Here is a 22,536-nt window from a genome sequence, read left to right as displayed (position 1 = left end):
CCGGCCTGCGCGGGGCCCGGTCAGGGGTAGGACACGACGGTGGACGGCACGGTCGAGGTGCCGGCGGGGACCGTGGAGGCCCCGGTGTCGTTGATGACGTGCTCGTAGTGGCCGTTGCCGCCGAGCGACACCGTCAGGAGGCTGTGGAACTTCACTCCCGGCTTGACCGGAGCCTTGAACCCGTGGTCCTGGCGGATGTTCGGGTCGACGTTGTAGTAGCAGTAGCTGCCCAGGCCCCACGCTTCGTGGGTGGTCACCGAGTCGTCCACCCGGTAGGCGGCGTAGCCCTTGGTGGAGCCGTTCTGGATCGCCGCCTGGTCGGGGGCGTCGTACGCCTTCTCGTTCTGGTAGAAGACCGTCTTTCCGCGCTCGCCGTACCACTCCACGTCGTACTTGTTGAAGTGCTCGACGAACAGGCCGGTGGCCAGGACGTCGTCGCCCGTCACCCGCACGCCGTAGTCGGCGCGGTTGGTCTCCCAGCCCACGCCCTCCCCGTGGTCGGCGCGCCACACCCAGGTGTGGTCGACGATGGTGTCGTCGCTGTTGATGACCATGCTGGTCGTCGCCTTGCCGGCGCCAGCGCCGCCGACGCGGATGTAGACGTCCTGGACGGTCGTCGGGTTCGCGGCGTGGTCAGCGGAGGCGCCGGCCGGGCCGACCTCCAGGAGCGTCGGGGAGTTGACGGGGCCGGCGTCGATGAGGAAGCCGGCGAGCTTGACCCCGTCCACGTCGGCGACCTTCATGGCGGTCACCCCGTTGTCCGGGATGATGGTGGCCAGGCCCAGGCCGAGCACGATGGTGCCGGGCCGGTTGACGTCGATGCTCCGGTCGACGTGGTAGATGCCGGGCGTGAACAGCAGGTGCAGGCCCTGGGCGAGCGCGCTGTTGATGGTGGCGGCGGTGGCTCCGGGCTTGACCACGTAGAACCTGTCCAGCGGCACGGACTCGCCCTGGGGCGTGCCGTTGGCCCAGGTGGTGCCGCGGGCGTTGGTGCGCTTGGCCGGTGCGAAGACCTTGTACTCGTTGCCGTCCAGGTAGAGGAAGGGCTTCTCGCGCGAGACCGGGGTGGTGTCGAGGGTGGTGTACCGGGGCTCGGGGAACGTGTTGGCGGGCGCGCCCTCGACGCCGGAGAAGGTCATGTTCCACACGCTGTTGGTCCAGCCGCCGATGCTGCTGTCGCGGGTGTACCACTGCTGCTGCGAGTACGGGCCGACCGTGCCGTCGATCTTGCTGTCGGCGATGTAGCCGCCACTGGCCCAGCCGTACCCGGCGGGGGCGAGGTTGAGGCCGCCCTTGACGTGCATCCGGCGGAAGGACGCCGCCTGGGACACCGCCCAGCGGTTCGTGCCGTTGACGGGCTTGACGGCGAGGTTCTCCGCGGAGCGCCAGAAGTTCTGGGTGGCGTTGCCGCCGAACCAGCCGGCGTCCACGGTCACGTCGCCGTTGAAGGTGGTGTCGTCCGGCTTCAGGCCGAGGCCGGCGATCTGGGTGTAGAAGCCGATCTGGGCGTTGATGTTGTCGTAGGTGCCCGGCTTGAAGAGGAAGGCGTGCCGGCCGCTGCCGAACTGCGCCGACTCCTGCTCGCGGAAGACCTGGTCGAGCTTGTCCTGGATGCCGGGGGTGCCGGGGTCGATGACGTGCACGTTCGGGCCGAGGTCGCCGCCGCCCGGCAGGGTCGGTCCGCCGCCGTCGCCTCCCGCGGTACCGAACACCTTGAACTCCCACAGCGAGTAGCCGTAGCCGGTGGCCCGGGAGACGCCCTGCATACGGACGTAGCGGGCGGTCCCGGTGATGTTCAGCGTCTCGGTTCCGCCGTGTCCGTCGGTGGTGGAGTAGGCGGTGCTCCAGTCGGTGCCGTTGGCCGACAGTTCGATGCGGTAGGCCTTGGCGTAGGCGGCTTCCCAGCGCAGTTCCACCGCGCCGATCGCCGCCGACGCCCCGAGGTCGACCTGGAGCCACTGCTGGTCGGAGGCCGCGCTGGACCAGCGCGTCCCGTTGTCGCCGTCGACCGCGTCCTTGGCGGGGGTGCCGTAGTGCTCCTGGCTGGAGGCGGTCACCGGCTTCCCCTGCGACAGCAGCACCGGGTCGGCGGCCGCGGAGGCGTGCGGAGCGAGAGTCAGAAGGCCGGCCAGCAGGGCGCCGACGGCCGCACCGGCCACGGCGCGGCGGACGGTGCGGGTGGGCGGCGACGCCGCCACCGACATACCGAGAGTCAACAAGACGGCTCCTACGGAGGGGAGTTGGGGTGTGGGGAGAGCGCTCTCCGGAACCCTGCCCTCCCCTCGGCGGCCGGGTCAAGCCTCGCGACATGACTTTTCTTTCAGCTTTCATTAAGTCGAGGCGCCAGGCGCGGCCCGAGTGCGCGGGCCGGCAGGGGCGGGGGAGTGGGCGACGGCCTCACCGGTGGCCTCGGCGGCGTCGGCCGTCAGCTCCCCGGAGCGTCCGTTCCGCCGAGCCGGCCGTCGGCGGGGTGAACAGGGCGCTCGATGGTGGAGACGACCCGCACCAGGGACGGTGCGGCAGGGGCGGAGGCGAAGCCGAACCGGACGGGCGGGAGGACCGGGGCCAGCGGACCGAGGTCGGTTCCCTCCAGGGAGGCCACGGCGTGGGTGATCGGGAACAGATCGCAGGCCGCGTACCACTGCCGGTGGCCGGGCCGCGAGCTGCCGCGGGTCCGTACGCCGGGCAGCGCGCGGGCGGGCAGCGCGGCGAGGGCGGCCCAGCTCGGCCTGCGGGCGAGAGAGCGGGGGACGGCCCGGAGCGCCATGCCCAGTGGACCACGCCGGCCTACGGTGAAGCGCAGGGCGAGCGAGTCCGCCGCGACCTCCCACACCGTGCCGCTGACGCGGACGGTCACCGGCCCGGTGCGGACCTCGTCGAAGTGGTAGACGCCGGCGATGCACCGGGCCGTCGGCGGGGTGGGGGCGAACAGGACGCGGTGCCCGTCGGCCCGCTCCAGCATCACATCGCTGAACGTTCCGAACGGAGAGCGGAGCCAGTGCCCGATGACCACGCGCGTACCGGAACCGGTACCCACGCCGGCGATCCAGCCGTCGAAGGCAAGCCGTTCATGTCCCATGGAGAACTTATAGCCGGAATGCGGTATTTCCCTCGGCCGTGACCGGCCCGGAGCGCGGGACGGAACCCCACCGGACGAGGGGGCACACCATCGTGCGCGAACGTGCCGCAGCACCGTCCGACCCGGGACGACATGGGTGTCCGTCGGTGAGGCACCACGCCGTACCGGCGGCACGCGGTGCGTACGTCGCACGGGGCCCGGTGCGGGACGGCTCCGAGATCATCGGCACGCCGGCGGGCGAGGCACGGCGGTCGTCTGCTCACCCATGCCGCCGCCCCCGCTCCCTCCGGGCAGCGCGCGGGTGCTCCGGCCGGTGCCTGACCACACGGGCGGAGGCCTCGACAGATCGGGTGGGGGCAGGGCGGACGGTAACGCAACCGGAGGCCGCAAGGACGGGCATCGGCGTCCGAGCGCGGCCGGGCCAGGCCGGGACATCCCCGCCCGGGGCGGGGTGTGTGCTGAAGAGTGCTCCGACAACGAAGCGGGCAGGAGAGAAGGGGACGCGGCGGCAAGCGACGGTACGGAGCCCCGTGCCAAGGAACTGCTCCGGCTGCGCACAACCGTCGACAGCACGACACGTGCCGCGAGATCTGGGGTGCGCAGGAAGTCCGGTCCTTCCACGCGGAGGAGAGAAGGGCAGGGTGAGGCCGAGGGTCGCACCCTGCCAGGCTCCGCACTCGACGGTGAGCTCAGGAGGCCAGGACGGAATCGTCGAAGGTCTCGGCGCCCGGCAGGTGATGCCGGGCGGCGATCAGCGCCGCGTGCACGTCGGTCGTCCCGGTCGCCACGCACAACGCCCGCGCGACGTCCTCGATCTCGGCCTGCACGCCCTCAGCTCCGTCGCCTTCCGCCAGGACGGCCAGAGCCCAGTAGCGGTCGACGAGACCGGGAAGCACTGCCGGGTGAGCCATGAGCATGAACGCGCCCCTTCCTCCACAAAGATCAACCAAGTGTCGCCCGGGTACCCCCCTTCCCGCGCCGCAATCCCCTCAGACGTACGCCTGCGCCGCGGGAAGCGGCGGCCCCGTTGTTCGCCGCGGTGGAGGCGGCGACCGGGGTGGGCGCTACCGCTTCGTGTAGTCCTCGCGGAGGGCGTCGAGGATGTGGGTTGCTTCCGGGAGGCCGGCCGCGCGGCAGCGGGCGACTGCCGTGGTCAGGCGGGCCACCGCGTCCTTGAAGCGGGCGAGGCCGTTGCCCTCGATGAGGGCTGCGATCCGGACCGCTTCGGCGCGCGGTATCTCGCCCTGTTCTCCGCCTCTCTCGTGCGCGGCGACGGCAGCCTCCGCCTCGGCCAGGGCCTGCTCGAAGCGTTCGGCCTCCGCGAGGACGCGGGCACGGCGGTAGTGCACCACGGATACACCGACTACATGCGCGTCCCTACGTCGCTGGGGAGACGGCAAGGTCGTAGCGGAGGGGTGGGGGCGAACTTGAGGCGCTGACGTCCGCCGCCGGAGAGGGTGGACAGCGGTTCACGGAAACATGACCGACCGCCGAGGGGGCTCGAAGAGAGCGGGTCGGGCCCGGAAGTACAAGGCCGGGAGGTCCTACCGATTCCCGTGCCGGCCGGGGTATCCCTGGAAGGCGTCCCTGATCGAGGGCCGTTCGTTCCCCGGGAAGGAGACCCGCCATGGACGGCTGGTTCGTTGACGACCGTTGCTTCAACTGCGATGTCGCACGGCAGCTCGCGCCCGATCTGATCGGTGAGGTCGGCGGAAGGTCGCAGATCATGCGCGCGCCCCGCGACGAAGGGGAGACGCGGCGCTTACACGCAGCCGTCTTCGCCTGCCCCACGCGCTCGATCCGCCCCACCTCCGGGCATGCCGACCGGCGGCTCGATCCCTTTCCGATGGCCTTGGACAGCGGTGTCCTGTTGTGCGGGCACAACTCCCGGCACACCGCCGGAGCCAACTCCTACGTGCTCTTGCGGCCCTCCGGCACGGCGATGATGATCGACACGCCGCGCTGGAGCGGTGGACTGGCCGAGCGTTACGCGGCATGGGGTCCGGTCACCGATGTGCTGCTCACCCACCGCGACCACGCCGCACACGGCCGCCGCTACGCGGACCATTTCGGCGCCCGACTGTGGATTCACGAGGGCGACCTCGACGCCGCCCCGGACGCGGACCAGGTGATCCGGGGTCTCGAGCCCGTGGAGATCGGTGAGGGGGTCGCCGCTCATCCGCTGCCCGGTCACACACCCGGCAGCGTGCTCTACCTGGCAGATGACCGGTACTGCTTCAGCGGGGACAGCTTCTACTGGTCACGCACCACCGCTGACCTGGAAGTCCCGGAAAGCGTGATCTGGTACTCGATCGCGGAGCTGGCCGCCTCTCTGGCCAGGACAGCCGGACGGATCCGCTTCGAATGGGTCCTGCCGGGCCACGGCGACCGCCGCCATCTCTCCGCCGACGACATGTCCCGGCGGCTGACAGGTCTGGCAGCGCGCACCCGCCAGTTGCAGCCCCGACCGGTCGACTTCACCGCCGTCCGCTGGTGAGAGCACGGCCGGCTGGGGCGCCAGTCGAGTGAAACCAGGCCGCGGGGCTCATCGGTTCTGGCGGTGGCGGCCCCGGCCGTGTGGTTCCCTCGTCGCGAGCAGAACGAGGGCCAGGCCGAGAGGCAGCAGCAGGAGCAGCATCAACGTCATGGCACCCCTCGTGCCCGCCCTGCGCCGATGCACACCCGGTGCCGCGCTTCCGTTGCGACCATGCTGCGCCTCCCGCCGGCGGCGCCCCACCCGGCGCGCGCCTGTTCGGCCGTCGCACGATGCGATCACCGGCCGGACCGATCCCCCATCCCCCCAGGTCGGGCAGAACTCATGTGCCCCGCCCCCGGATGATCCGTACCGGTCCACCGGGCTGACGTGGGACGCGCGAAGTGCCACGATGATCCGTGCTTCAACAGTGTGCCGGTTCGGGACGCGGTGAGAGTGCGGTGATGTCGCGTCCCCGGGACCAGCCCTACGCCACGAAAGGGCGGACATCACATGCGCGTTACACCACGTGGAGCGTTCTTAAGCAGTGGTCGGGGCTCGGCCGAGGACGACCAGGTGCGGCTCTACTACAGCCGCAAGACACAGGAGATCCTCCAGAAGTACGGTCCCGGTCCCGGCGTGCACTTCCACGTGGGGCTGTTCCCCGACCGGCTCCCGCCCCACACGGCCGTCTCGCAGAGCACGCTCAAGCAGCACCTGCTCGACGCCCAGGAACGCATAGTCGAGCACGCGGCCCGTTCCTGGGGCGCGTACGAGGAACCACCCCGCACGCTCCTCGACATCGGCTGCGGCCTGGGCGGCACCTCGCTGTACTGGGCGCAGGAGCACGGGGCTGCGGTCACCGGTCTCACCGTCGCGGCGGACCACATCCCGATCGTCCGGCGCTTCACCCGGCAGGCAGGGGTCGAGGAGCTCGTGGACCTCCTCCAGATGGACGTCCACGACCTGGACGTCACCCACGCGTACGATGCCGCGTACGCCAACGAGAGCAGCGGCTACACCGACCGGGCCCGCCTCTTCGACGTGGTCGCCAAGGCCCTCAGGCCCGGCGGATGGTTCGGCATCCAGGAGCACTTCCTGTGCCGCCCCGGACACCGCGAGTTCATGGACGGCTACTACAGAACGCGGCTGGGGACGCGCGACGAATACCTGGCCGCGGCCGAGGCGTCCGGCTTCGAGCTGACGCACGACGAGGACGTGACCGACCGGGTGGCCGAGTTCTGGGTGCAGTCCATGGCATGGAACACCGCCGAACTCGACCGGCTCCGGGCGGGCGGCGAACCCGGCGCCTGGAGCACCGCACGCCTGGAGCAGTCGACGATCACGCACAGCAGGTTCTTCCGCATCTGGCGTGAACACGCGGTGGAGACGCGCCTGATGCGCTTCCGGGCCGGGGGCGGCCGATGACCGCCCCGCCGCGCCCCTCGCTCCTCGGTGCGCAACTCCCCGCCTTCTTCTGTCCCCTGCAGCGCGACCTCCTCCATCCGCAGGCCAAGCAGGTCGAGGAGCGGGCGGTCGAGTGGGTCGACGCCTTCGGCCTCTACCCGGACCCGGTCGAGCGCGCGTGGGGTCTCGCCACCCGCAGCGCCGACTTCTCCTGCCGCATCATCCCCGACGGGGACGTGGAGGCCCTGCTGCTGTTCACCGAGTGGAACTACTGGGCCAACGCCGTCGACGACTGGCAGGACTCCGGCTCCGAAGAGGTGGGGGCGGGCGCCGTCGTCGAGCACGGCGTACGGCTGCTGCGGACCATCGAGAACCCCGGGGCGTCCGTGCTTCCCGAGGGTCCCATGACCCGCTCGCTGGTGGACCTGGTGGTCCGTACCCACGCCACGCTGTCCGCGTTCGAACTGCGCAGGTTCACGGAGGGGACGCGGGACTGGCTGCTCGGTGCGGCCTGGCGGGCCGCCCGCGCCGAGGCCGGGAGCATGCCGGGGCTGAACGACTTCGTCGCCATGGGGCCGCTGGCGAACGGCACCCGCTTCTCGATGACGTGGTCCGACGTCGTACGCGGGGCCCGGCCGCCCGTGGAACTGCTCTACGACCCCGCCCTGACCGCGTTGACGGACGCGGCGCAATTCATCGTCAGTGCCGACAACGACCTGTTCTCCTACGACAAGGACGACCACCTGGAGCCGAAGGAGATCAACCTCGTCAACGTCTTCGCCCATCAGGAGAACTGCTCACCCGCCGAGGCCGTCCCGCTCGCGGTGGCCCTGCGGGACCGGGTGATGGTCCTCTACATCCGGCTGCGGGCCCGGCTGGCGCAGGGAGCGGACGCGGAGCTCCGCTCCTGCCTGCGGGCTCTGGACCACTACGTGGCCGGCTGCATCGCGTGGCAGAGCCGGGCGCCCCGGTACGCGAGCCCCCGCAACCGGTACGGGCTCCCGGTCGAGGAGGCCCGGTTCCCGGTCCGGTTCGCCGATGCGCCCAGCGACGCCGCGACCGAACCCCCTGACCTGCCGGCCCTCGCCGCCTGGTGGCAGTGGCTGCGGAACTGAGCGGTGCGCCGGAGCCCCCGGCCGCGCCGGCCGGGGGCTCCGTCTCGCACCGTCGGCTCAGCGGAGCCCGAACAGCCGCCGCCACCAGCCGGCGCGGCGCCGGGAGCGGGCGGCCGCGGGCACCGCGGGCTGCTGCGGCGGGACCGGCGGGACCTCGTACGCCTGCTCGGGGCCCGGTTGCGCGGAGGACACCGAACGCGGGGTGAACCGCACCGGCAGGGACAGCAGATGGCGCGACATGAGGGTGCCGCGCCACTGGAGCTCGCTCGCGCCGACGGCCAGCTGGAGGTCCGGCAGCCGGTCGAGCAGGACTTCGATCCCGGTGTCGGCGATGGCCCGGCCGATGTCCTGGCCCGGACACTCGTGTGCTCCGCTGCTGAACGCCAGGTGGGAGCGGTTGCCGAAGACGGAGACGCTGCGGTCGGGGCGGATCTGCGGGTCGGCGTTGCCCGCGGCCAGGCCGAGCAGGAGCATGTCGCCGGCCTTGATCTGCTGGCCGGCGAGTTCGGTGTCCCCGGTGGCCCAGCGCCCGATGACCGTGTTGATCGGCGGGTCGTCCCACAGCACCTGCTCCAGCGCGTCGGGCAGGGTCATCTGCCCTCCCGAGAGACTCGCCCGGAACCGCGGGTCGGTCAGTACGGTCCGCAGGGTGTTGGCGATCAGGTTGGCGGTGGTCTCGTACGCCGCGATCAGCACGACGCGCAGGTGCATCAGCACCTCGGTGTCGGTCAGGGCCGCCGGGTGTTCGATCAGCCAGGAGGCGAGGTCGTGGGCAGGTTTTTCCTTGCGTTCGACGACCAGCTGCTCCAGCGTCTGGGTGACGTAGCGGTCGCTCTGGAGCGCCGTCTCGGTTCCCTGGAGCATGTCGCGTGCCGCGTTGACCAGTCTGGGCCCGTGTTCGTCGGGCGCCCCGACGAGCTGCGTCATCACCAGCATGGGGAGCTGGTCGGAGAAGGCGGACACGAGGTCGGCGTACCCGTCGCCGGCGATCCGGTCGACGAGCTGGTTGGCGAACCGTGTCACGTAACGGCGGATGCCGCGCTTGTCGAAGCGTTCCAGGGACTCCACCACGGCTCCGCGCAGCCGCTCCTGGACGGGCCCGTCGGTGAAGTTGCACACCGGTACCCAGGAGACCATGGGGCCGAGCGGGGTGTCCGCCGGCACCCGCCCCTCGCGCATGTCGCGCCAGCCGCGGGGGTCGCGGGCGAAGCGCGACGGGGTGCGCGCCACGTCCAGGTTCTCCCGGTGGCCGAGGACCAGCCAGGCCGGCAGGTCCCCGCTGACCAGCACGGGGGCCACCGCCCCGTACTCGGCCCGCAGCTTCTCGTACAGCCCCAGGGGGTCGGCCTGGGCCTCCGGTCCGTGGAGGCGGTACAGGCCGCCCTGGGCGCGCGCCGCGTGGGCGGGGCACTCCGGCGGCGGGGTCGGGTGGGTGGTCACATTGCCTCCTGGGTTGCTGCCTGGGAGTACAGGTAGCGCATGAGGGTCAGCAGGACATCGCGGGACGAGTCCCGTCGTCTGGCGTCGCAGACGAGGATCGGTACGTCGGGGGGCAGGTCGAGGGCCTCGCGGAGCTCCTCCAGCGGATGCTCGGGGGCGCCGGGGAAGGAATTGACGGCCACGACGAAGGGGACGCCGCGCTCCTCCAGGCGGCCGATGACGTCGAAGCTGATCTCCAGCCGCCGGGTGTCGACGAGCACGACCGCCCCCAGCGCGCCCTCGAACAGACCGCGCCACAGGAACCAGAACCGCTCCTGACCGGGTGTCCCGAACAGGTACAGCACCAGCTCGTCGTTGATGCTGATGCGGCCGAAGTCCATGGCCACGGTCGTGGTCGTCTTGCGCGCCACGCCCCGGGTGTCGTCGACGCCGACGCCCGCCTTGGTCATCGTCTCCTCGGTCGTCAGCGGCTTGATCTCACTGACCGCGCCGACCATCGTCGTCTTGCCAACGCCGAAACCGCCGACGATGACGACTTTGACGGCGGCCGCGGCGGTCTGCGGGAGTATGTCCGCCTGCCGCGGCCCGGCAGGCGGCTCAGAGCTTCTGAAGTCCATCGATCACTGCCTCGATCAGAGCTAGGTCGGGGAGCTGGGCGGCGGGGACGGGCGGGCGGACGTACACGAACCGGCCCGCGATCAGGTCCCCGATCAGCACAGTCACGGCACTCACGGGCAGGCCCGCGTACGCGGCGATCTCGGCCACCGACAGCGGTGCCCGGCACATCCGCAGGATGGCCGCCTGCTCGGGCTGCATCCCGGGTCTCACGGGCGCCTTGGCCACGACCAGGGTCACGAGGTCGAGGGGGACGGTGGTGGAGGGTCCGCTGCGTCCGCCGGTGATGACGTAGAGCCGCTCGGGACTGCCGTCCTCCCAGCTGGTGGGGGGCTCACTCACGCCGGCTGCCCGTCGTGCCGGGGCGGACTGCTCAGGTGGTCCCCCATCCGGGTCACCAGGTTCCGCATCTGTGCACCCATCAGGCCGGCGTCGACGCCCTCGTCGGCGAGGACCGCCAGGTAGGAGCCGTCACCGGCGGCCATCAGGTAGAAGAACCCGCCGTCCATCTCGATCACGACCAGGCGCATTCTGCCCTCCGAGCGGGGCAGTTCCGCCGCCACCGCTCCGGCGAGGCTCTGCAGGCCCGCGCAGGCCGCCGCAAGACGGTCGGCCGTGTCGGTCTCGGCTCCGTACTGCGCCACGCAGAGGCCGTCCGCGGAGAGGACGATCACGTGCCGGACCTGCGGCACTCCGACGGCCAGGTCCTTGAGCATCCAGTCCATGCTGCTTCGCTGGGTCATCATCGTTCACGCCCCTTTGGTCGCTGTATCCGACGCATCCTGGGCGTCCTGGGTGGGTTGGCCGGGCGCGCCGGACAGTCCGCTGTGGAAGGCCTCCAGCCACATGCCGGGGCCCGGGTCCTCCGCCGATGGCTGCTCCACCGGTGGCCGGATGGCGGAGGCGGCGGCACGGTCCTTGCGCCGCCGCTGCGGCAGCCCGTTCGCCGTGCGCTCGTCGGCCGGCCGGCCGGCGTCGGGCGCCGGCCTGGCGGCCAAGTCCGGTGCGGGTGCGGGTGCCGGCGCCGACCGTGGTGCGGACACGCCGGCGGAGAGACGGCCGGCCGGGTGCTCGCGCGACGCGGGAGTGACGGCCCGGGGGCCCGAGGAGGAACCGATGCCGTGGGCGAGACCGGTCGCCGCGGACGCCGTCGTGATCAGGTGCTGCGGGACGATGACCACGGCCCGGACGCCGCCGTACGCGGACGAGCGCAGGGACACCTGGAATCCGTACGCCTGCGCCAGCCGGCCGACCACCGCGAGGCCGAGCCTCGGTGTCTCGCCGAGGTCGTTGAGGTCGATGCCGGTCTGCGCCTGCGCCAGCATCGTCTCGGCGCGCCGGCGGGCCTCCTCGCTCATGCTCAGACCGCCGTCCTCGATCTCCACGGCGATGCCCGACTGCACCTCGACGGCCGTGAGGTGGACCCGGGTGTGCGGCGGCGAGTACCGCGTGGCGTTGTCGAGCAGCTCCGCCAGGGTGTGGATCAACGGCTCCACGACGGGGCCCACGACGGCGACCTCGGTGACCGAGTGGAGCTCCACCCGCTGGTAGTCGATGATCCGTGACATCGCACCGCGCAGCACGCTGTAGAGCGTGACGGCCCGGCTCCACTGGCGGCCGGGACGCGCCCCGCCGAGGACGGAAATGGAGTCGGCGAGCCGACCGATCAGGGCGGTGCCGTGGTCGAGGCGGAGGAGGTCGCCGAACACGTCCGGGTTGCGGCCGTGCCGGTCCTCCATCTCGCGCATCTCGTGCGCCTGCTGGTGAACGATCGCCTGCACGCGGCGGGCGATGTTCACGAAGGCCCGCTGTGCGGAGTCGCGCAGGCTCTCCTCGTTGTCGACGGCGTCGATGACCCGGGCCAGCACGGTCTGCAGGGCGGTTCTGAACCGCGGGGTGAGGGAGGCGTCGTCGCCCCAGCGGTTTCCGTGCCCCCCGCGCCCGCCCAGGGAGGTCAGGATCTCCTCGGGCAGCTCGCCCTTGCGCAGCCGCTCGATCGCCTCGGTCAGCACCACCTCGCACAGGCGTACCAGCTCGGTTTCCTGCCGGGCGAGGACGTGCTCGAGCGCCGCGACCTGGACGCGCCGGGCGGTGAGCGCGCGGCCGCGACGCACCACTTCGACGAAGGCCAGCACGGTGCACACGGCCCCCGCGGCGATCCAGACGGTGCGCACCGGCTCCGAGGAGGAAGCGAGGGCCCCCACGACGCACACGGCGGCCACGGCTGCGACCCCGGGCATCATCCGGCTTGTCGCCGCCTCCGTGTGTGCGGCTTCGGGTGGAGTGTTTTCTGGCGCCATCAGCATCCTCGAACCATCGAAAGTGGGATCTCCTGACCAGTGGGCGGGAGCATAACTACGGCCAACTGCCCGTAAGGCCGCTTTCTTTGAGGTTCATCGGACCGGAGGACCGATTACGCGCCACCGCCAGGACGGAATTCGGGCGTCGCCGAAGGCCGTCCACGGAGAGGGGCGGCGTCGGGGGAGGTCGGCGGCTTGCCGGAGCGCTACGGACTCATGAATTCGAACGAATTTCCCGCCGAATTTCGGCCACGTCCCCTTGTTGGGAAGTGGCGGCCGCAACGGAAGTACGCTAAGAACATCTTTCGCGGAGCTCGGCACGGGGCGCGGCGTGATCGGAGCGCGCGGTCTCAGCGCTGGGCCGCCCCCCCGCGAGGGCAGCGTGCCCGGCCTTCCGGCGGGAGGCGCCCCGCCCGGCGCCCGGACACCTGATCCCCCGGGTCCCGGCCTACGGGCCGGATGCCCGAGGTCGCCCCGCGCTCCTCCACCGCAGCCCTCGCGGTTTCTCGATACGCCACGACATGCGGCGGCTCGTAACCTCGAACCATGCGCGTGCTGATCGTCGAGGACGAGCCGTATATGGCGGAGGCCATCCGTGACGGGCTGCGCCTGGCAGCGATCGCGGCGGTCATCGCGGGCGACGGCGACACCGCTCTGGAGCTGCTGGGCGTCAATCCGTACGACATCGCCGTCCTGGACCGGGACATCCCCGGACCCAGCGGGGACGAGGTCGCCAAGAGCATCGTGGCCTCCGGCAGCGGCATGCCGATCCTCATGCTCACCGCCGCCGACCGGCTCGACGACAAGGCCAGCGGGTTCGGACTCGGCGCCGACGACTATCTGACGAAGCCGTTCGACCTCCAGGAGCTCGTGCTCAGGCTCAGGGCGCTCGACCGGCGGCCGGCGCACAACAGGCCGCCGGTGCGGGAGATCGCGGGCCTTCGGCTCGATCCCTTCCGTCCACCGCGACGGCCTGCACGTCGCGCTGACCAGAAAACAGTTCGCGGTGCTCGAAGTCCTCGTCGCCGCCGAGGGCGGGGTCGTCAGCGCCGAGGAGCTCCCTGCTGCTCCAGCTGACGGCGAACCTCGTGCACAATGCGATCGTCCACAACCTCCCCGAGGACGGCTCCCCGTGGGTCGAGACCAGCGTGGGCCCCGAGAGCGTGTTGCTCACGGTCGAGAACACCGGCGGGAACCTCTCCTCACAGGTGGTCGCCAGGCTCACCGAACCGTTCCAGCGCGCCACCGAGCGCACGCACAGCGACCACTCGGGCGTCGGCCTCGGACTCGCCATCGTCCAGCGGATCACCGAGGTGCACGACGGCACCCTCACCATCACCCCGCGCCCGGACGGCGGGCTCCGTATCGCCGTCGAACTGCCCGCGGCACCGGTACCTTCCAGCAACAGGACGCCTGACCAGTGAGCCGAGCAGTACGAGAAGTCACCGACGCCGCGCAGCAGAGCGGCGCCCGCCCCGACGGCAAGGGCCTGAGCCCGCGAATCCGCAGGGCTGTCCGCGCCCTCGCCGGCCCGGGCCCGTGGAAGCGCGGCATCCTGCTCGCGACGCTTGCAGTGCTCCTCGGCCTGCTCATGGCACTGCACTCCGAGATCCCGGACTTCGGCGGCCTCGGCTCACTGGTGGAGACCCTCCTGCCGTGGTGCGGCGTGTTCGTCCCGCTGCTGCTCGCCGCCGCGCTGTGGCGACGGTCCGCCACGGCCGTGGTGGCGCTGCTCCTGCCGGCCGTGGTGTGGGTGAGCCTCTTCGGCGGGCTGCTCACCGACAAGTCCCGAGCGGGCGCCGAGCTCACCGTGGCCAGTCACAACGTAGGCGCCGAGAACCCCGACCCGGCCGGCACCGCACGCGCCCTCGCCGCCTCCGGTGCGGAACTGCTGGCGCTGGAGGAGCTGACCGACCAGGCCCGCGGCACGTACGAGAAGGAGCTCGCGAAAACGTATCCGCACCACGCGGTCGAGGGCACGGTCGGGCTGTGGAGCAAGCTGCCCCTGTCGGACATCCGGGCGGTCGACGTGCTGCGCGGCGACGCCGGCCCCCTGGCGCGACAGCGACGGCCCGAGGACGTGCCCGTCGAGCCGGCCCGTGCGCTGCGCGCCACGGTGGCCACGGACCGAGGGCCGCTCGCGGTGTACGTGGTGCACCTGGGATCGGTGCGCGTGATGCCCAGGGGCGGCTTCTGGACGGACTCGCGGGACAGCGGCGCGGCGAAGCTCACCGAGGCCGTCGCCGCCGATCGCGGCGAGCGGATGGTGGTGCTCGGCGACATGAACGGCACCACGGACGACCGCACGTTCGCCGGCCTCACCTCGCAGCTGCGCTCGGCCCAGAAGCAGGCCGGTGACGGCTTCGGCTTCAGCTGGCCGGCGTCGTTCCCGATGGTGCGGATCGACCAGATCCTGGTCAGGGGCGTGGAGCCGAAGAGCTCCCGGGTGCTTCCGGAGACCGCAAGCGATCATCTGCCGGTGGCGGCCGGGACCAGCTGGTGAACCCCCCTTCGGCACGGACCCGGTGCTGATGGGGCACCGGTCGTGGGCCGGTCGAGCGAAGTCCCGCTCATCCGGACCGGTCCGGCTCGACGTGTGCCGGACGGCTGGACAGGCTGGAGATCCGTCTGCGGGAAGCCGTGCACGCGTAGTCCCGCCTCACTGATGGGAGCGTCCATGCGCGGTCTCTTGCGCACCGCCAGGAAGGCAGGCCTCGTCCTGGCCATGCTGGGCCTGACTCTGTCCGTCGCCTCACCCCCTGCCGCGGCCGATGACCGACGGACCGTTGTGCTGCCCCTCAGCGGCACCTTCCGCACGTTCGGCTCGGAGCCGATCGACGTCACCGGGAGCATCAGCATCCGGGTCGCCACCGAAACGGCGCAGGGGGGCGGGGGCACGGCCCGGGTGACGAGCACCTTGCTGCGCACCACGGGCGTCGGCCAGGTCAGCGGCGGCCTCTACCGCTTCGTCGGCAGTGACACCAACGTGGTCGCGTGGCCGCCTGGCCCGGTCACCCCGCTGACCTTCCACCCGCGCTTCTACAACGTCTGGCCGCCGGACCCGGTCATCCCGATCGTCCCGCCGCACCCGATCCAGCCCGTCATCGTCGACGTGTCGCTCGCCCCGGACGGGACCATCACCCACATCGGCGCACTGATCGACCCGGGCTCGGTCGACAACCCCTGAGCCCAACCCCAGGGCATGCTCCGACGGCCCGGCCTCCCGCGCAGGGGGAGGCCGGGCCGTCGTGCCGGGATGCCCCGATCAGGGGGTGTCGATGGTGTGAGGGCGGGCACACGCTCTTGCATGTCCGGACACCAGGAGCGTCCCGTGAGCATGCCGTCCAGCCCGGCGCCGGCCGGTGATCCGCCGTCGCCCGGCCGCCGGGCCAGGCACGGACGCGGGGGAAGACTCGTCGGCCGCCTGCGCCGGCGGTTCCTCGCCTACCGGGAAGTCGAGTTCCTGTCCACGCACATCCCCGGTGACCCGGGTCCGGGCGAGGAATGCCTCCTGCTGGTCCATGTCCGCAAGGTCGTCGGCCGGGTCCACTACCGGCTGTGCCGGGACTGCGCAGACGCGGTCATCACGGGCATCGTGATCGACGAACGCTTCCTGTCGACCGGCCTCGGAACACGTGCGCTGTCGCACCTGCGCTCCCGTCACCCGGGGGTTTCCTGGCGCAGTACGTTGGGTCTGCGGACGACGCGTGACCTCCTGCGCCGCATGCGGGTGCCGGTGATGACCGCCGATGCGCAGTGCCCGCACGTGCAGCCTGCGCAAGCGCTGGTGAGAGATCGCTGACTCCGAGCCAGGCCGAGGCCCTGCGCGACCTGCGATCACCTGTCGACGGCGTCGGTCACCCCGTTCCAGTTGTCCAGGTCCGCCGTGCGGGCCTCCAGGGCGGTGCGCATGCCGGTGGCGCTGGAGGTGCCGAGAGCCAGGCGCAGCGGGGGGTTGCGGCTGTCGACCGCGGTGCGGATGCCTTCTGCGATCCGGGCTGCGGAGGAGAACGCGGACGGGGGCAGTTCTCCGATGCTCTTCTGGACCTCGCGGACGGTCCGGTCGTAGTCGTCGAGGCCGGCGGCGACGTCGAGGTTGGACAGGAAGGGGGTGGCGGTCATTCCGGGCTGGATGAGCGTGACATGGATGCCGAGCGGTGCGACCTCGGCCACGAGCGCGTCCGACAGTCCCTCGACCGCGTACTTGGTCGCGGCCAGCAGCCCCACCCCGGGGTGGGCGGACTGCCCGTAGACCGACGAGCCCTGGAGGATGTGTCCGGATCGCTGGGAGCGGAGTACCGGCAGCGTCGCGCGGAGCACGTTGAGCACGCCGAAGACGTTGGTGTCGAACACGGCGCGGGCCTGCGTGTCGGACGCTTCCTCGACGGCTCCGAAGAGCCCGTAGCCGGCGTTGTTGGCCACCACGTCGATGCGGCCGAACCGCGAGAGCGTGCGTTCCACCGCTTCCCGGACGGCCTGCTCGTCACGCACGTCCGCCCGGGTGGGGAGCAGGCGGTCGCCGTGCGCTTCGGTCAGTTCTTCCAGGGGAGAGGTGTCGCGGGCGATCGCCGAGACGACGTCGCCGTTCTCCAGTGCCTGGAGGGTCAGTTCGCGGCCGATGCCGGAGGTCGCGCCGGTGATGAGCCATGTGCGGGGACTGGTCTGCTGGTTCACTGTTCCGTTCATGTTGCGACCGTAAGCGCTTAGCTCATAACGAGTCAAGCAAAGTCCCCTACCCCGTTGCCCATTAGTCGACTTAGCGGCTCTTCTCACTGATGTACGATGACGGCATGAGCAGTGCTGCAGCCGGATCTTCGAAACCCAGCCCTCGCACCGTCATGCCGGTGGTGGAGACCGTGCTCGCTTTCGTCAACACGCGCGCGGACGGAAGCGGTCGGCGAGAGCTGTTCGAGGACGGGCACTCGTTCGCGGCGTGGCTCGCGGAGCACGACGAGTTCGGCGGAGAAGCGGTGGCGACCGATGCCGACGCCGCGGCCGCACGCGAGCTGCGTGACGCCCTGGTGACCCTGCTGCTCGCGCACTCGGGCGATGAGGAGAGCCTGGGCGAGCCGCTCCGGCGCGCCGAACAGCACCTGCGGCGCGCAGGTGCGCTCTACCCCCTTGCGACGGTGGTCACGGCCGATGGTGTCGAGCTGGCGTCGCCGCAGGCAGGGGTGCCGCGGGTGTTGGGGACGGTTCTGGCCGCGGTGACGACCTTCGCGCAGTCCGGCGACTGGGGACGCGTCAAGGCGTGCCGCAACCCCCCGTGCCATTTCGGCTTCTTCGACCGCACCCGCAACGGGGCGGGGCTTTACTGCAGTACCGGCTGCGGCTCCCAGGTGTCCATGCGCAACTACCGCCGGCGGCAGCGCCGGGAGGGTGAAGCACCGCCCGAGGCGTGAGGCCGGCACGCGCGACGCGGGCGGAGCGACCGGGGAAGGCCCGGTCCAGCCCGGCCCGGACCACAGCCGCGTCGGATACCTGAACGGATCAGGCCACGGGCGCAGGCCGAGGGGCATAGAGTGCGGTGGGGAGCGGTCGGGCGCAGGGGTTTGCCCGGACGCGTGTGAGGGGGATCCGGTGAACGACGCATCTGACCACTTCCCCGCAGGCTTACCCGCCGACGCCGGTGACGTACTGGACACCTACCTGCAGGCGCTGGCCTCGAGGTGTGGACGCGCCGAGTTCGAAGCGGTCATCGCTGCTGTCCGGGACACCTGCGGCATGCTCTCGGACGGACATCCGGCCGTCTTCGCCGGCCCCGACGGCGGCAGCTTCCCTCCGAACCTCCAGCGCGAGTACCTGGCGCTTCTCGCGGTGCTGATGACCGGCCGAACGGACTTGAAGATCATCAAGGTGCCGTCCCCGGACGGACAGCCCGGCTGGGCGGTGGTCGAACCCGACATCGCCGAAGACCCCCGGGCCGCCGACGCCGTCCGCCGCCGCGTGGCCGCAGCGGAAGCCGACCGAATCCGCGCCGCAGACGCACTGACCGCCCTGTTCACCCCGGAGCCCTGACCACGTTCCGCACGACGCCCCGTCCAGCAGCCGGCCATCCCGGCCCCCGACGGTCAACCACTCCCCTCAGGGCATGCTGGTGAGCGGCCAGGGGTTCTGGGCGTTGCGTCGGATCGCCGCCCGTATGTGGACCATGGCCAGGATGGCGCTCATGTGGGTCTTGCCCGTGGTGTACCGGACGTGGTCCTGGCAGAACCAGCGGGCGTTCTCGGGATGCCCCTCACGGTCGAGCGGGGGCTCTATCGCACGGAAGTGCACGAGCGTGAAGGCCGTGTAGTCGTGGTCCCTGAGGGAGGCGCCGCAGATCGCACAGCATGGGGGCATCACGGCTGGTCCTCCACTTCGCCGGCCTGGGCATGATCACAAGCCTACAATCGCCCGGGTCGCAACCGCGCCCGGCCTGTGGGCACTTCGCCAGGGCGAGCCGATTCCCACCAGCAGCGCCGCGGAGCACCTATGTCGGCGGTGCCATGTGCGTGCAGCGCTCGCGCCTGGAAGCCGGCCAGAGCAGGGCAGGACTTCGTGCGGGGTCGGATGACGCGGCGCGGTGAGGCGTCGAATTCGCCGGGGAAACAGGCCCGCAAAAAACAAGGGCAAGGAGAGCACTCTCCTTGCCACTCTCAAGCTATAGCGCACTGGGGGGCTTGCCGCAAGACCCCCGTCACAGCGCAGAATCATCGGCCGAAGCCATGAACTGCGAAGAATGAGGCCTGGAGTGCGCGTTTTGTCGTTGTCGATGTACGGGGTGAACGGCCTTGCCGGGCCAGTGAGAGGGCCGGCCGGGGACGTGCGACCACAGGCGCTCGGAGCACAGCAGCCCGGCCGCACGTCGGTGCACCGCACGAGCACAGCAGTCTCGGAGGGATCGCGATGATCGAACAGTACGTGCTGGATCTGCAAGAGGCCGAGGCGACGCAGGTAGCCGTCGTCGGAGGCAAGGCCGCCCACCTGGGCGGGCTGTCGCGGATCGACGGCATCCGCGTACCGGAGGGCTTCTGCGTGACCACGGACGCCTTCCGGCGGGTCCTGGCAGGAGCACCGGCGGTCGAGGACGGGATCGACCGGTTGTCGCGCGTGGATCCGGGCGACCGGGAGGCCGTCCGCACCCTCAGCGGGGAGGTTCGCCGGGCCATCGAGGGGATCCCCGTACCGGACGATGTCGCCGCGTCGATCACCGACGCACTCACCCGGTTCGGCGAGGGCGCCGCCTACGCCGTCCGGTCCAGCGCGACGGCGGAGGACCTGCCGACCGCCTCCTTCGCCGGCCAGCAGGACACGTACCTGAACGTCGTGGGGCCGACGGCAGTCCTGCGGCACGTCAGCCGGTGCTGGGCCTCGCTGTTCACCGAGCGGGCCGTGACGTATCGCCAGAGCAACGGCATCGACCACCGCTCCGTCCGGATGGCCGTGGTCGTACAGCGGATGGTCTTCCCGCACGCGGCCGGTGTCCTGTTCACGGCCGACCCCGTCACGGGCGACAGGAAGGTCGCCACCGTGGACGCCGGCTTCGGCCTCGGCGAGGCCCTGGTGTCCGGCCTGGTGAACCCCGACGTCTTCAGGGTGCGGGACGGCCACGTCGTCGCCAAGACGATCGCCGCCAAGCAGCGTGCCGTCCACGCCCTGCCGGCCGGCGGTACGCAGGAGGTGGCGATCGACGCACAGCGGCAGGAGCAGCCGGCGTTGACGGACGCACAGGTCGTGCGGCTCGTCCGGCTCGGGCGGCGGATCGAAGCGCACTTCGGCCGCCCGCAGGACATCGAATGGTGCCTGGTCGACGACGACTTCCAGATCGTCCAGAGCCGGCCGATCACGACCCTCTTCCCCGTCCCCGTCCCCGATCCCGGGAGCGGCGACCAGGAGAACCGCGTCTACGTCTCCGTCGGCCACCAGCAGATGATGACCGACCCCATGAAGCCCCTGGGGCTCTCCATGTGGCAGCTGACCGCCATGGCGCCGATGCACGAGGCCGGCGGGAGGCTGTTCGTCGACGTCACCCCGCGCCTGGCCTCGCCCGCGAGCCGCGCCGGCCTCCTGGACATCATCGGCAGAGGCGATCCGCTGGTCAGGGATGCCCTGGAGACCGTCCTCGACCGCGACGGCTTCCTCCCGCCGCTGCCCGAGCTCCCCGATGCGGCTCCCGGCGGCCCGCCGGCCGGTGGTGCGCCCGCCCCGCTCGAGACCGATCCGGCCGTCGTCACCGAGCTGGTCGAGCGCAGCCGGCAGTCCCTCGCCGCCCTGGAGCGGGACATCCGCACGAAGAGCGGACCGGCGTTGTTCGACTTCCTGCTGGAGGCCTTCCAGGAGCACAAGCGGCTTCTCAGCGATCCCCAGAGCCTCCAGGCCATCATGGCGGGCATGGAAGCCACCTGGTGGCTGAACGACAACCTGCTGGAGTGGCTCGGCGAGAAGAACGCGGCCGACACGCTGACGCTGTCCGCCCCCGGCAACGTCACGTCGGAGATGGGACTGGCACTGCTCGACGTCGCGGACGTGGTCCGCCCGCGACCGGAGGTGGTGGCGTTCCTGCAGGGCGTCGAGGACGACGACGACGGCTTCCTGGACGAGCTGGCGAAGCTCGCGGGCGGGTCCGAAGCACGTGACGCCATCGAGGGCTACCTCACCCGGTACGGCATGCGCTGCGTCGGCGAGATCGACATCACGCGACCGCGTTGGCGCGAGCGCCCCGCCACGCTCCTGCCCGTGATCCTCGACAACGTCAGGAACTTCGAGCCGGGCGCCGCCGCACGGCGCTTCGAGCAAGGGCTGCGGAGGGCACAGGAGAAGGAACAGGAAGTCCTGTCGCGCCTGCGGGCACTGCCGGACGGGGACCGGAAGGCTGACGAGACCAAGCGGATGATCGACCGGGTCAGAACCTTCATCGGCTACCGGGAGTACCCGAAGTACGCCATCGTCAGCCGCTCCTTCGTCTACAAGCAGGCGCTGATGGAGGAGGCCGAGCGGCTCGTGCAGGCCGGCGTGCTCCCCGAGAGGGAGGACGCCTTCTACCTCACGTTCCAGGAGCTGCACGACGTCGTACGCTCGCACCGGGCGGACGAGCGGCTCATCCGGCAGCGCAAGGACGCGTTCCGGTCGTACCAGGCGCTCACACCGCCCCGCGTCCTCACATCGGACGGTGAGGCCCTCACCGGGGCGTACCGGCGCGACGACGTGCCGGCCGGAGCCCTCGTAGGCCTGCCCGTTTCCGCAGGGACCGTCGAGGGACGGGCCCGGGTCATCCTCGACATGTCCGAGGCCGATCTCGAGGCCGGCGACATCCTGGTCACGGTCTTCACGGACCCCAGCTGGTCACCTCTGTTCGTCGGCATCGCGGGCATGGTGACGGAGGTGGGCGGCCTGATGACGCATGGCGCGGTGATCGCGCGGGAGTACGGCCTGCCGGCTGTCGTGGGCGTCGAACGGGCCACCCGCCTGATCCGGGACGGACAGCGGATCCGCGTCCACGGAACCGACGGGTACGTCGAGATCCTGGACTGACCCTCGGCCCCCGCGCCACGCCACCCGGTGCCGGTGCCCATCCCGCGACGGCGGGGGCTCCGGTCGGCAGCCCCAGGCCCGGAAATGAAAGGAGCGTCACGGGGTACCGGGGAGAGGGGCAAGCGGGCCGGGGCGGACCGGCCCGGCCGGACCGAGAACGGAAGGCGCACCACCGATGACGCAGGACACCACGCTGGGCGAAGCGCACGAGCCGACCCCCGAGGAGCACGCCGCCGTCGACCGCGTGCGCCGCCGGGCCACGGGGATGACGCACCACCAGGCCGCCGAAGCGCTGGAAGCCCTGGAGGAGACCGCGGGCGACGACCCGTCGGCCGCCGACGCGGGCACCCGCGCGGAGGTGGCGGAGTGGCAGCGCATCACGGACCTCCTCTACGACCACGGCGGCCCCTACACCCCGGACAGCGACGCGTACGTCCAAGGCCAACTCACCGCCCGCGAAAACCGCAACACCACCCCCTGAGCCCGCCCCGCGCCGAAGGACGAACGGTGCCCGGCGCGGCCTGCTGACAGGCCGGTCGTTCGTCCCGCGGTGACCGAACCGCTGGCGCCTTTAGACCACGCCCGTCCCATGCT

The 22,536-nt window shown here is 71.3% G+C and carries 21 protein-coding genes and 2 pseudogenes; 12 read left to right on the top strand and 11 right to left on the bottom strand.

What is annotated here, in order from left to right; all coding sequences use genetic code 11:
• Positions 1-20: 20 nt before the first annotated feature.
• The 4 genes from AB0D45_RS00835 to AB0D45_RS00820 form a co-directional block, all read right to left on the bottom strand.
• On the bottom strand, positions 21-2,204 hold the full coding sequence (locus tag AB0D45_RS00835) for a discoidin domain-containing protein (RefSeq protein WP_362454753.1): 2,184 nt from the start codon (positions 2,202-2,204) through the stop codon (positions 21-23).
• Positions 2,205-2,425: 221 nt separating this feature from the next.
• Positions 2,426-3,079: a hypothetical protein gene (locus AB0D45_RS00830; RefSeq protein WP_362454630.1), complete on the bottom strand. Its 654-nt coding sequence runs from the start codon at positions 3,077-3,079 to the stop codon at positions 2,426-2,428.
• A 689-nt stretch (positions 3,080-3,768) separates the two neighbouring features.
• Positions 3,769-3,996 (bottom strand): DUF5133 domain-containing protein, encoded by a 228-nt coding sequence (locus AB0D45_RS00825; RefSeq protein ID WP_361611663.1) that lies wholly within the window; start codon positions 3,994-3,996, stop codon positions 3,769-3,771.
• A 147-nt stretch (positions 3,997-4,143) separates the two neighbouring features.
• Positions 4,144-4,431 (bottom strand): hypothetical protein, encoded by a 288-nt coding sequence (locus AB0D45_RS00820; RefSeq protein WP_362454628.1) that lies wholly within the window; start codon positions 4,429-4,431, stop codon positions 4,144-4,146.
• A gap of 275 nt (positions 4,432-4,706) precedes the next feature.
• Between AB0D45_RS00820 and AB0D45_RS00815 the strand changes: the two genes are divergently transcribed.
• The 3 genes from AB0D45_RS00815 (at position 4,707) to AB0D45_RS00805 (ending at position 8,074) form a co-directional block, all read left to right on the top strand.
• Positions 4,707-5,576 (top strand): MBL fold metallo-hydrolase, encoded by an 870-nt coding sequence (locus tag AB0D45_RS00815; protein WP_362454626.1) that lies wholly within the window; start codon positions 4,707-4,709, stop codon positions 5,574-5,576.
• Between the two features lie 552 nt (positions 5,577-6,128).
• Positions 6,129-6,980: a methyltransferase domain-containing protein gene (locus tag AB0D45_RS00810; protein WP_362454625.1), complete on the top strand. Its 852-nt coding sequence runs from the start codon at positions 6,129-6,131 to the stop codon at positions 6,978-6,980.
• Entirely contained in the window at positions 6,977-8,074 is a 1,098-nt protein-coding gene (locus tag AB0D45_RS00805; RefSeq protein WP_362454623.1) for a hypothetical protein, read from the top strand. Before AB0D45_RS00810 ends, AB0D45_RS00805 begins: the two co-directional genes overlap by 4 nt.
• Before the next feature lie 57 nt (positions 8,075-8,131).
• Here AB0D45_RS00805 and AB0D45_RS00800 read toward each other — a convergent pair whose 3' ends face one another.
• Genes AB0D45_RS00800 through AB0D45_RS00780 form a run of 5 tightly spaced genes read right to left on the bottom strand, consistent with a single transcriptional unit; the run spans position 8,132 to position 12,369 of the window.
• The gene (locus AB0D45_RS00800) at positions 8,132-9,514 is read right to left on the bottom strand and encodes a cytochrome P450 (protein WP_362454621.1); all 1,383 of its coding nucleotides are present in this window, start codon (positions 9,512-9,514) and stop codon (positions 8,132-8,134) included.
• Positions 9,511-10,131 (bottom strand): ATP/GTP-binding protein, encoded by a 621-nt coding sequence (locus tag AB0D45_RS00795; RefSeq protein WP_361606484.1) that lies wholly within the window; start codon positions 10,129-10,131, stop codon positions 9,511-9,513. The genes AB0D45_RS00800 and AB0D45_RS00795 overlap by 4 nt, the downstream gene beginning before the upstream one ends.
• Positions 10,112-10,471 (bottom strand): DUF742 domain-containing protein, encoded by a 360-nt coding sequence (locus tag AB0D45_RS00790; RefSeq protein ID WP_361606487.1) that lies wholly within the window; start codon positions 10,469-10,471, stop codon positions 10,112-10,114. Before AB0D45_RS00790 ends, AB0D45_RS00795 begins: the two co-directional genes overlap by 20 nt.
• The gene (locus tag AB0D45_RS00785) at positions 10,468-10,875 is read right to left on the bottom strand and encodes a roadblock/LC7 domain-containing protein (RefSeq protein WP_361606490.1); all 408 of its coding nucleotides are present in this window, start codon (positions 10,873-10,875) and stop codon (positions 10,468-10,470) included. Before AB0D45_RS00785 ends, AB0D45_RS00790 begins: the two co-directional genes overlap by 4 nt.
• Before the next feature lie 3 nt (positions 10,876-10,878).
• The gene (locus AB0D45_RS00780) at positions 10,879-12,369 is read right to left on the bottom strand and encodes an ATP-binding protein (protein ID WP_362454619.1); all 1,491 of its coding nucleotides are present in this window, start codon (positions 12,367-12,369) and stop codon (positions 10,879-10,881) included.
• Positions 12,370-12,975: 606 nt separating this feature from the next.
• On the opposite strand from AB0D45_RS00780, the pseudogene AB0D45_RS00775 reads away from it, so the two are divergent.
• The 5 genes and pseudogenes from AB0D45_RS00775 to AB0D45_RS00755 all read left to right on the top strand — a co-directional run.
• Positions 12,976-13,489: pseudogene (locus AB0D45_RS00775) on the top strand (response regulator transcription factor); the annotation flags it as partial.
• Position 13,490: 1 nt separating this feature from the next.
• A pseudogene (locus AB0D45_RS00770) lies at positions 13,491-13,853 on the top strand (ATP-binding protein); the annotation flags it as partial.
• A 167-nt stretch (positions 13,854-14,020) separates the two neighbouring features.
• Positions 14,021-14,932: an endonuclease/exonuclease/phosphatase family protein gene (locus AB0D45_RS00765; RefSeq protein WP_362454751.1), complete on the top strand. Its 912-nt coding sequence runs from the start codon at positions 14,021-14,023 to the stop codon at positions 14,930-14,932.
• A 174-nt stretch (positions 14,933-15,106) separates the two neighbouring features.
• Positions 15,107-15,616 (top strand): hypothetical protein, encoded by a 510-nt coding sequence (locus AB0D45_RS00760; protein ID WP_362454617.1) that lies wholly within the window; start codon positions 15,107-15,109, stop codon positions 15,614-15,616.
• Positions 15,617-15,766: 150 nt separating this feature from the next.
• On the top strand, positions 15,767-16,231 hold the full coding sequence (locus AB0D45_RS00755) for a hypothetical protein (RefSeq protein ID WP_361606520.1): 465 nt from the start codon (positions 15,767-15,769) through the stop codon (positions 16,229-16,231).
• A gap of 35 nt (positions 16,232-16,266) precedes the next feature.
• Here the strand turns inward: AB0D45_RS00755 and AB0D45_RS00750 are convergent, their stop codons facing one another.
• Positions 16,267-17,115, bottom strand: coding sequence for an SDR family NAD(P)-dependent oxidoreductase (locus AB0D45_RS00750; RefSeq protein ID WP_362454616.1), 849 nt, complete (start codon positions 17,113-17,115; stop codon positions 16,267-16,269).
• Between the two features lie 104 nt (positions 17,116-17,219).
• Between AB0D45_RS00750 and AB0D45_RS00745 the strand changes: the two genes are divergently transcribed.
• Both AB0D45_RS00745 and AB0D45_RS00740 read left to right on the top strand, forming a co-directional pair.
• Positions 17,220-17,831: an ABATE domain-containing protein gene (locus AB0D45_RS00745; protein ID WP_362454614.1), complete on the top strand. Its 612-nt coding sequence runs from the start codon at positions 17,220-17,222 to the stop codon at positions 17,829-17,831.
• Between the two features lie 178 nt (positions 17,832-18,009).
• On the top strand, positions 18,010-18,447 hold the full coding sequence (locus AB0D45_RS00740; protein WP_362454612.1) for a hypothetical protein: 438 nt from the start codon (positions 18,010-18,012) through the stop codon (positions 18,445-18,447).
• Between the two features lie 66 nt (positions 18,448-18,513).
• Here the strand turns inward: AB0D45_RS00740 and AB0D45_RS00735 are convergent, their stop codons facing one another.
• Positions 18,514-18,771, bottom strand: a complete 258-nt coding sequence (locus AB0D45_RS00735; RefSeq protein ID WP_362454610.1) for a hypothetical protein — start codon at positions 18,769-18,771, stop codon at positions 18,514-18,516.
• Between the two features lie 546 nt (positions 18,772-19,317).
• Here AB0D45_RS00735 and rph point away from each other — a divergent pair.
• Positions 19,318-21,942, top strand: coding sequence for a rifamycin-inactivating phosphotransferase (gene rph / locus AB0D45_RS00730; RefSeq protein WP_362454608.1), 2,625 nt, complete (start codon positions 19,318-19,320; stop codon positions 21,940-21,942).
• A gap of 175 nt (positions 21,943-22,117) precedes the next feature.
• Entirely contained in the window at positions 22,118-22,423 is a 306-nt protein-coding gene (locus AB0D45_RS00725) for a hypothetical protein (RefSeq protein WP_362454606.1), read from the top strand.
• Positions 22,424-22,536 lie beyond the last annotated feature (113 nt).

Source organism: Streptomyces sp. NPDC048352, from assembly GCF_040651895.1.
Classification (GTDB): domain Bacteria; phylum Actinomycetota; class Actinomycetes; order Streptomycetales; family Streptomycetaceae; genus Streptomyces.
The sequence above is the reverse complement of the archived record's forward strand: the minus strand, read 5'-3'. Positions and strand labels throughout refer to the sequence as shown.

Excerpts from the sequence above, each read along its gene's own strand:
- AB0D45_RS00835 (WP_362454753.1), bottom strand. The coding sequence starts at position 2,204 with ATGTCGGTGGCGGCGTCGCCGCCCACCCGCACCGTCCGCCGCGCCGTG.
- AB0D45_RS00830 (WP_362454630.1), bottom strand. The coding sequence starts at position 3,079 with ATGGGACATGAACGGCTTGCCTTCGACGGCTGGATCGCCGGCGTGGGT.
- AB0D45_RS00825 (WP_361611663.1), bottom strand. The coding sequence starts at position 3,996 with ATGCTCATGGCTCACCCGGCAGTGCTTCCCGGTCTCGTCGACCGCTAC.
- AB0D45_RS00815 (WP_362454626.1), top strand. The coding sequence starts at position 4,707 with ATGGACGGCTGGTTCGTTGACGACCGTTGCTTCAACTGCGATGTCGCA.
- AB0D45_RS00805 (WP_362454623.1), top strand. The coding sequence starts at position 6,977 with ATGACCGCCCCGCCGCGCCCCTCGCTCCTCGGTGCGCAACTCCCCGCC.
- AB0D45_RS00795 (WP_361606484.1), bottom strand. The coding sequence starts at position 10,131 with ATGGACTTCAGAAGCTCTGAGCCGCCTGCCGGGCCGCGGCAGGCGGAC.
- AB0D45_RS00785 (WP_361606490.1), bottom strand. The coding sequence starts at position 10,875 with ATGATGACCCAGCGAAGCAGCATGGACTGGATGCTCAAGGACCTGGCC.
- AB0D45_RS00780 (WP_362454619.1), bottom strand. The coding sequence starts at position 12,369 with ATGCCCGGGGTCGCAGCCGTGGCCGCCGTGTGCGTCGTGGGGGCCCTC.
- AB0D45_RS00765 (WP_362454751.1), top strand. The coding sequence starts at position 14,021 with ATGGCACTGCACTCCGAGATCCCGGACTTCGGCGGCCTCGGCTCACTG.
- AB0D45_RS00760 (WP_362454617.1), top strand. The coding sequence starts at position 15,107 with ATGCGCGGTCTCTTGCGCACCGCCAGGAAGGCAGGCCTCGTCCTGGCC.
- AB0D45_RS00755 (WP_361606520.1), top strand. The coding sequence starts at position 15,767 with ATGCCGTCCAGCCCGGCGCCGGCCGGTGATCCGCCGTCGCCCGGCCGC.
- AB0D45_RS00750 (WP_362454616.1), bottom strand. The coding sequence starts at position 17,115 with ATGAACGGAACAGTGAACCAGCAGACCAGTCCCCGCACATGGCTCATC.
- AB0D45_RS00745 (WP_362454614.1), top strand. The coding sequence starts at position 17,220 with ATGAGCAGTGCTGCAGCCGGATCTTCGAAACCCAGCCCTCGCACCGTC.
- AB0D45_RS00735 (WP_362454610.1), bottom strand. The coding sequence starts at position 18,771 with ATGCCCCCATGCTGTGCGATCTGCGGCGCCTCCCTCAGGGACCACGAC.
- rph (WP_362454608.1), top strand. The coding sequence starts at position 19,318 with ATGATCGAACAGTACGTGCTGGATCTGCAAGAGGCCGAGGCGACGCAG.
- AB0D45_RS00725 (WP_362454606.1), top strand. The coding sequence starts at position 22,118 with ATGACGCAGGACACCACGCTGGGCGAAGCGCACGAGCCGACCCCCGAG.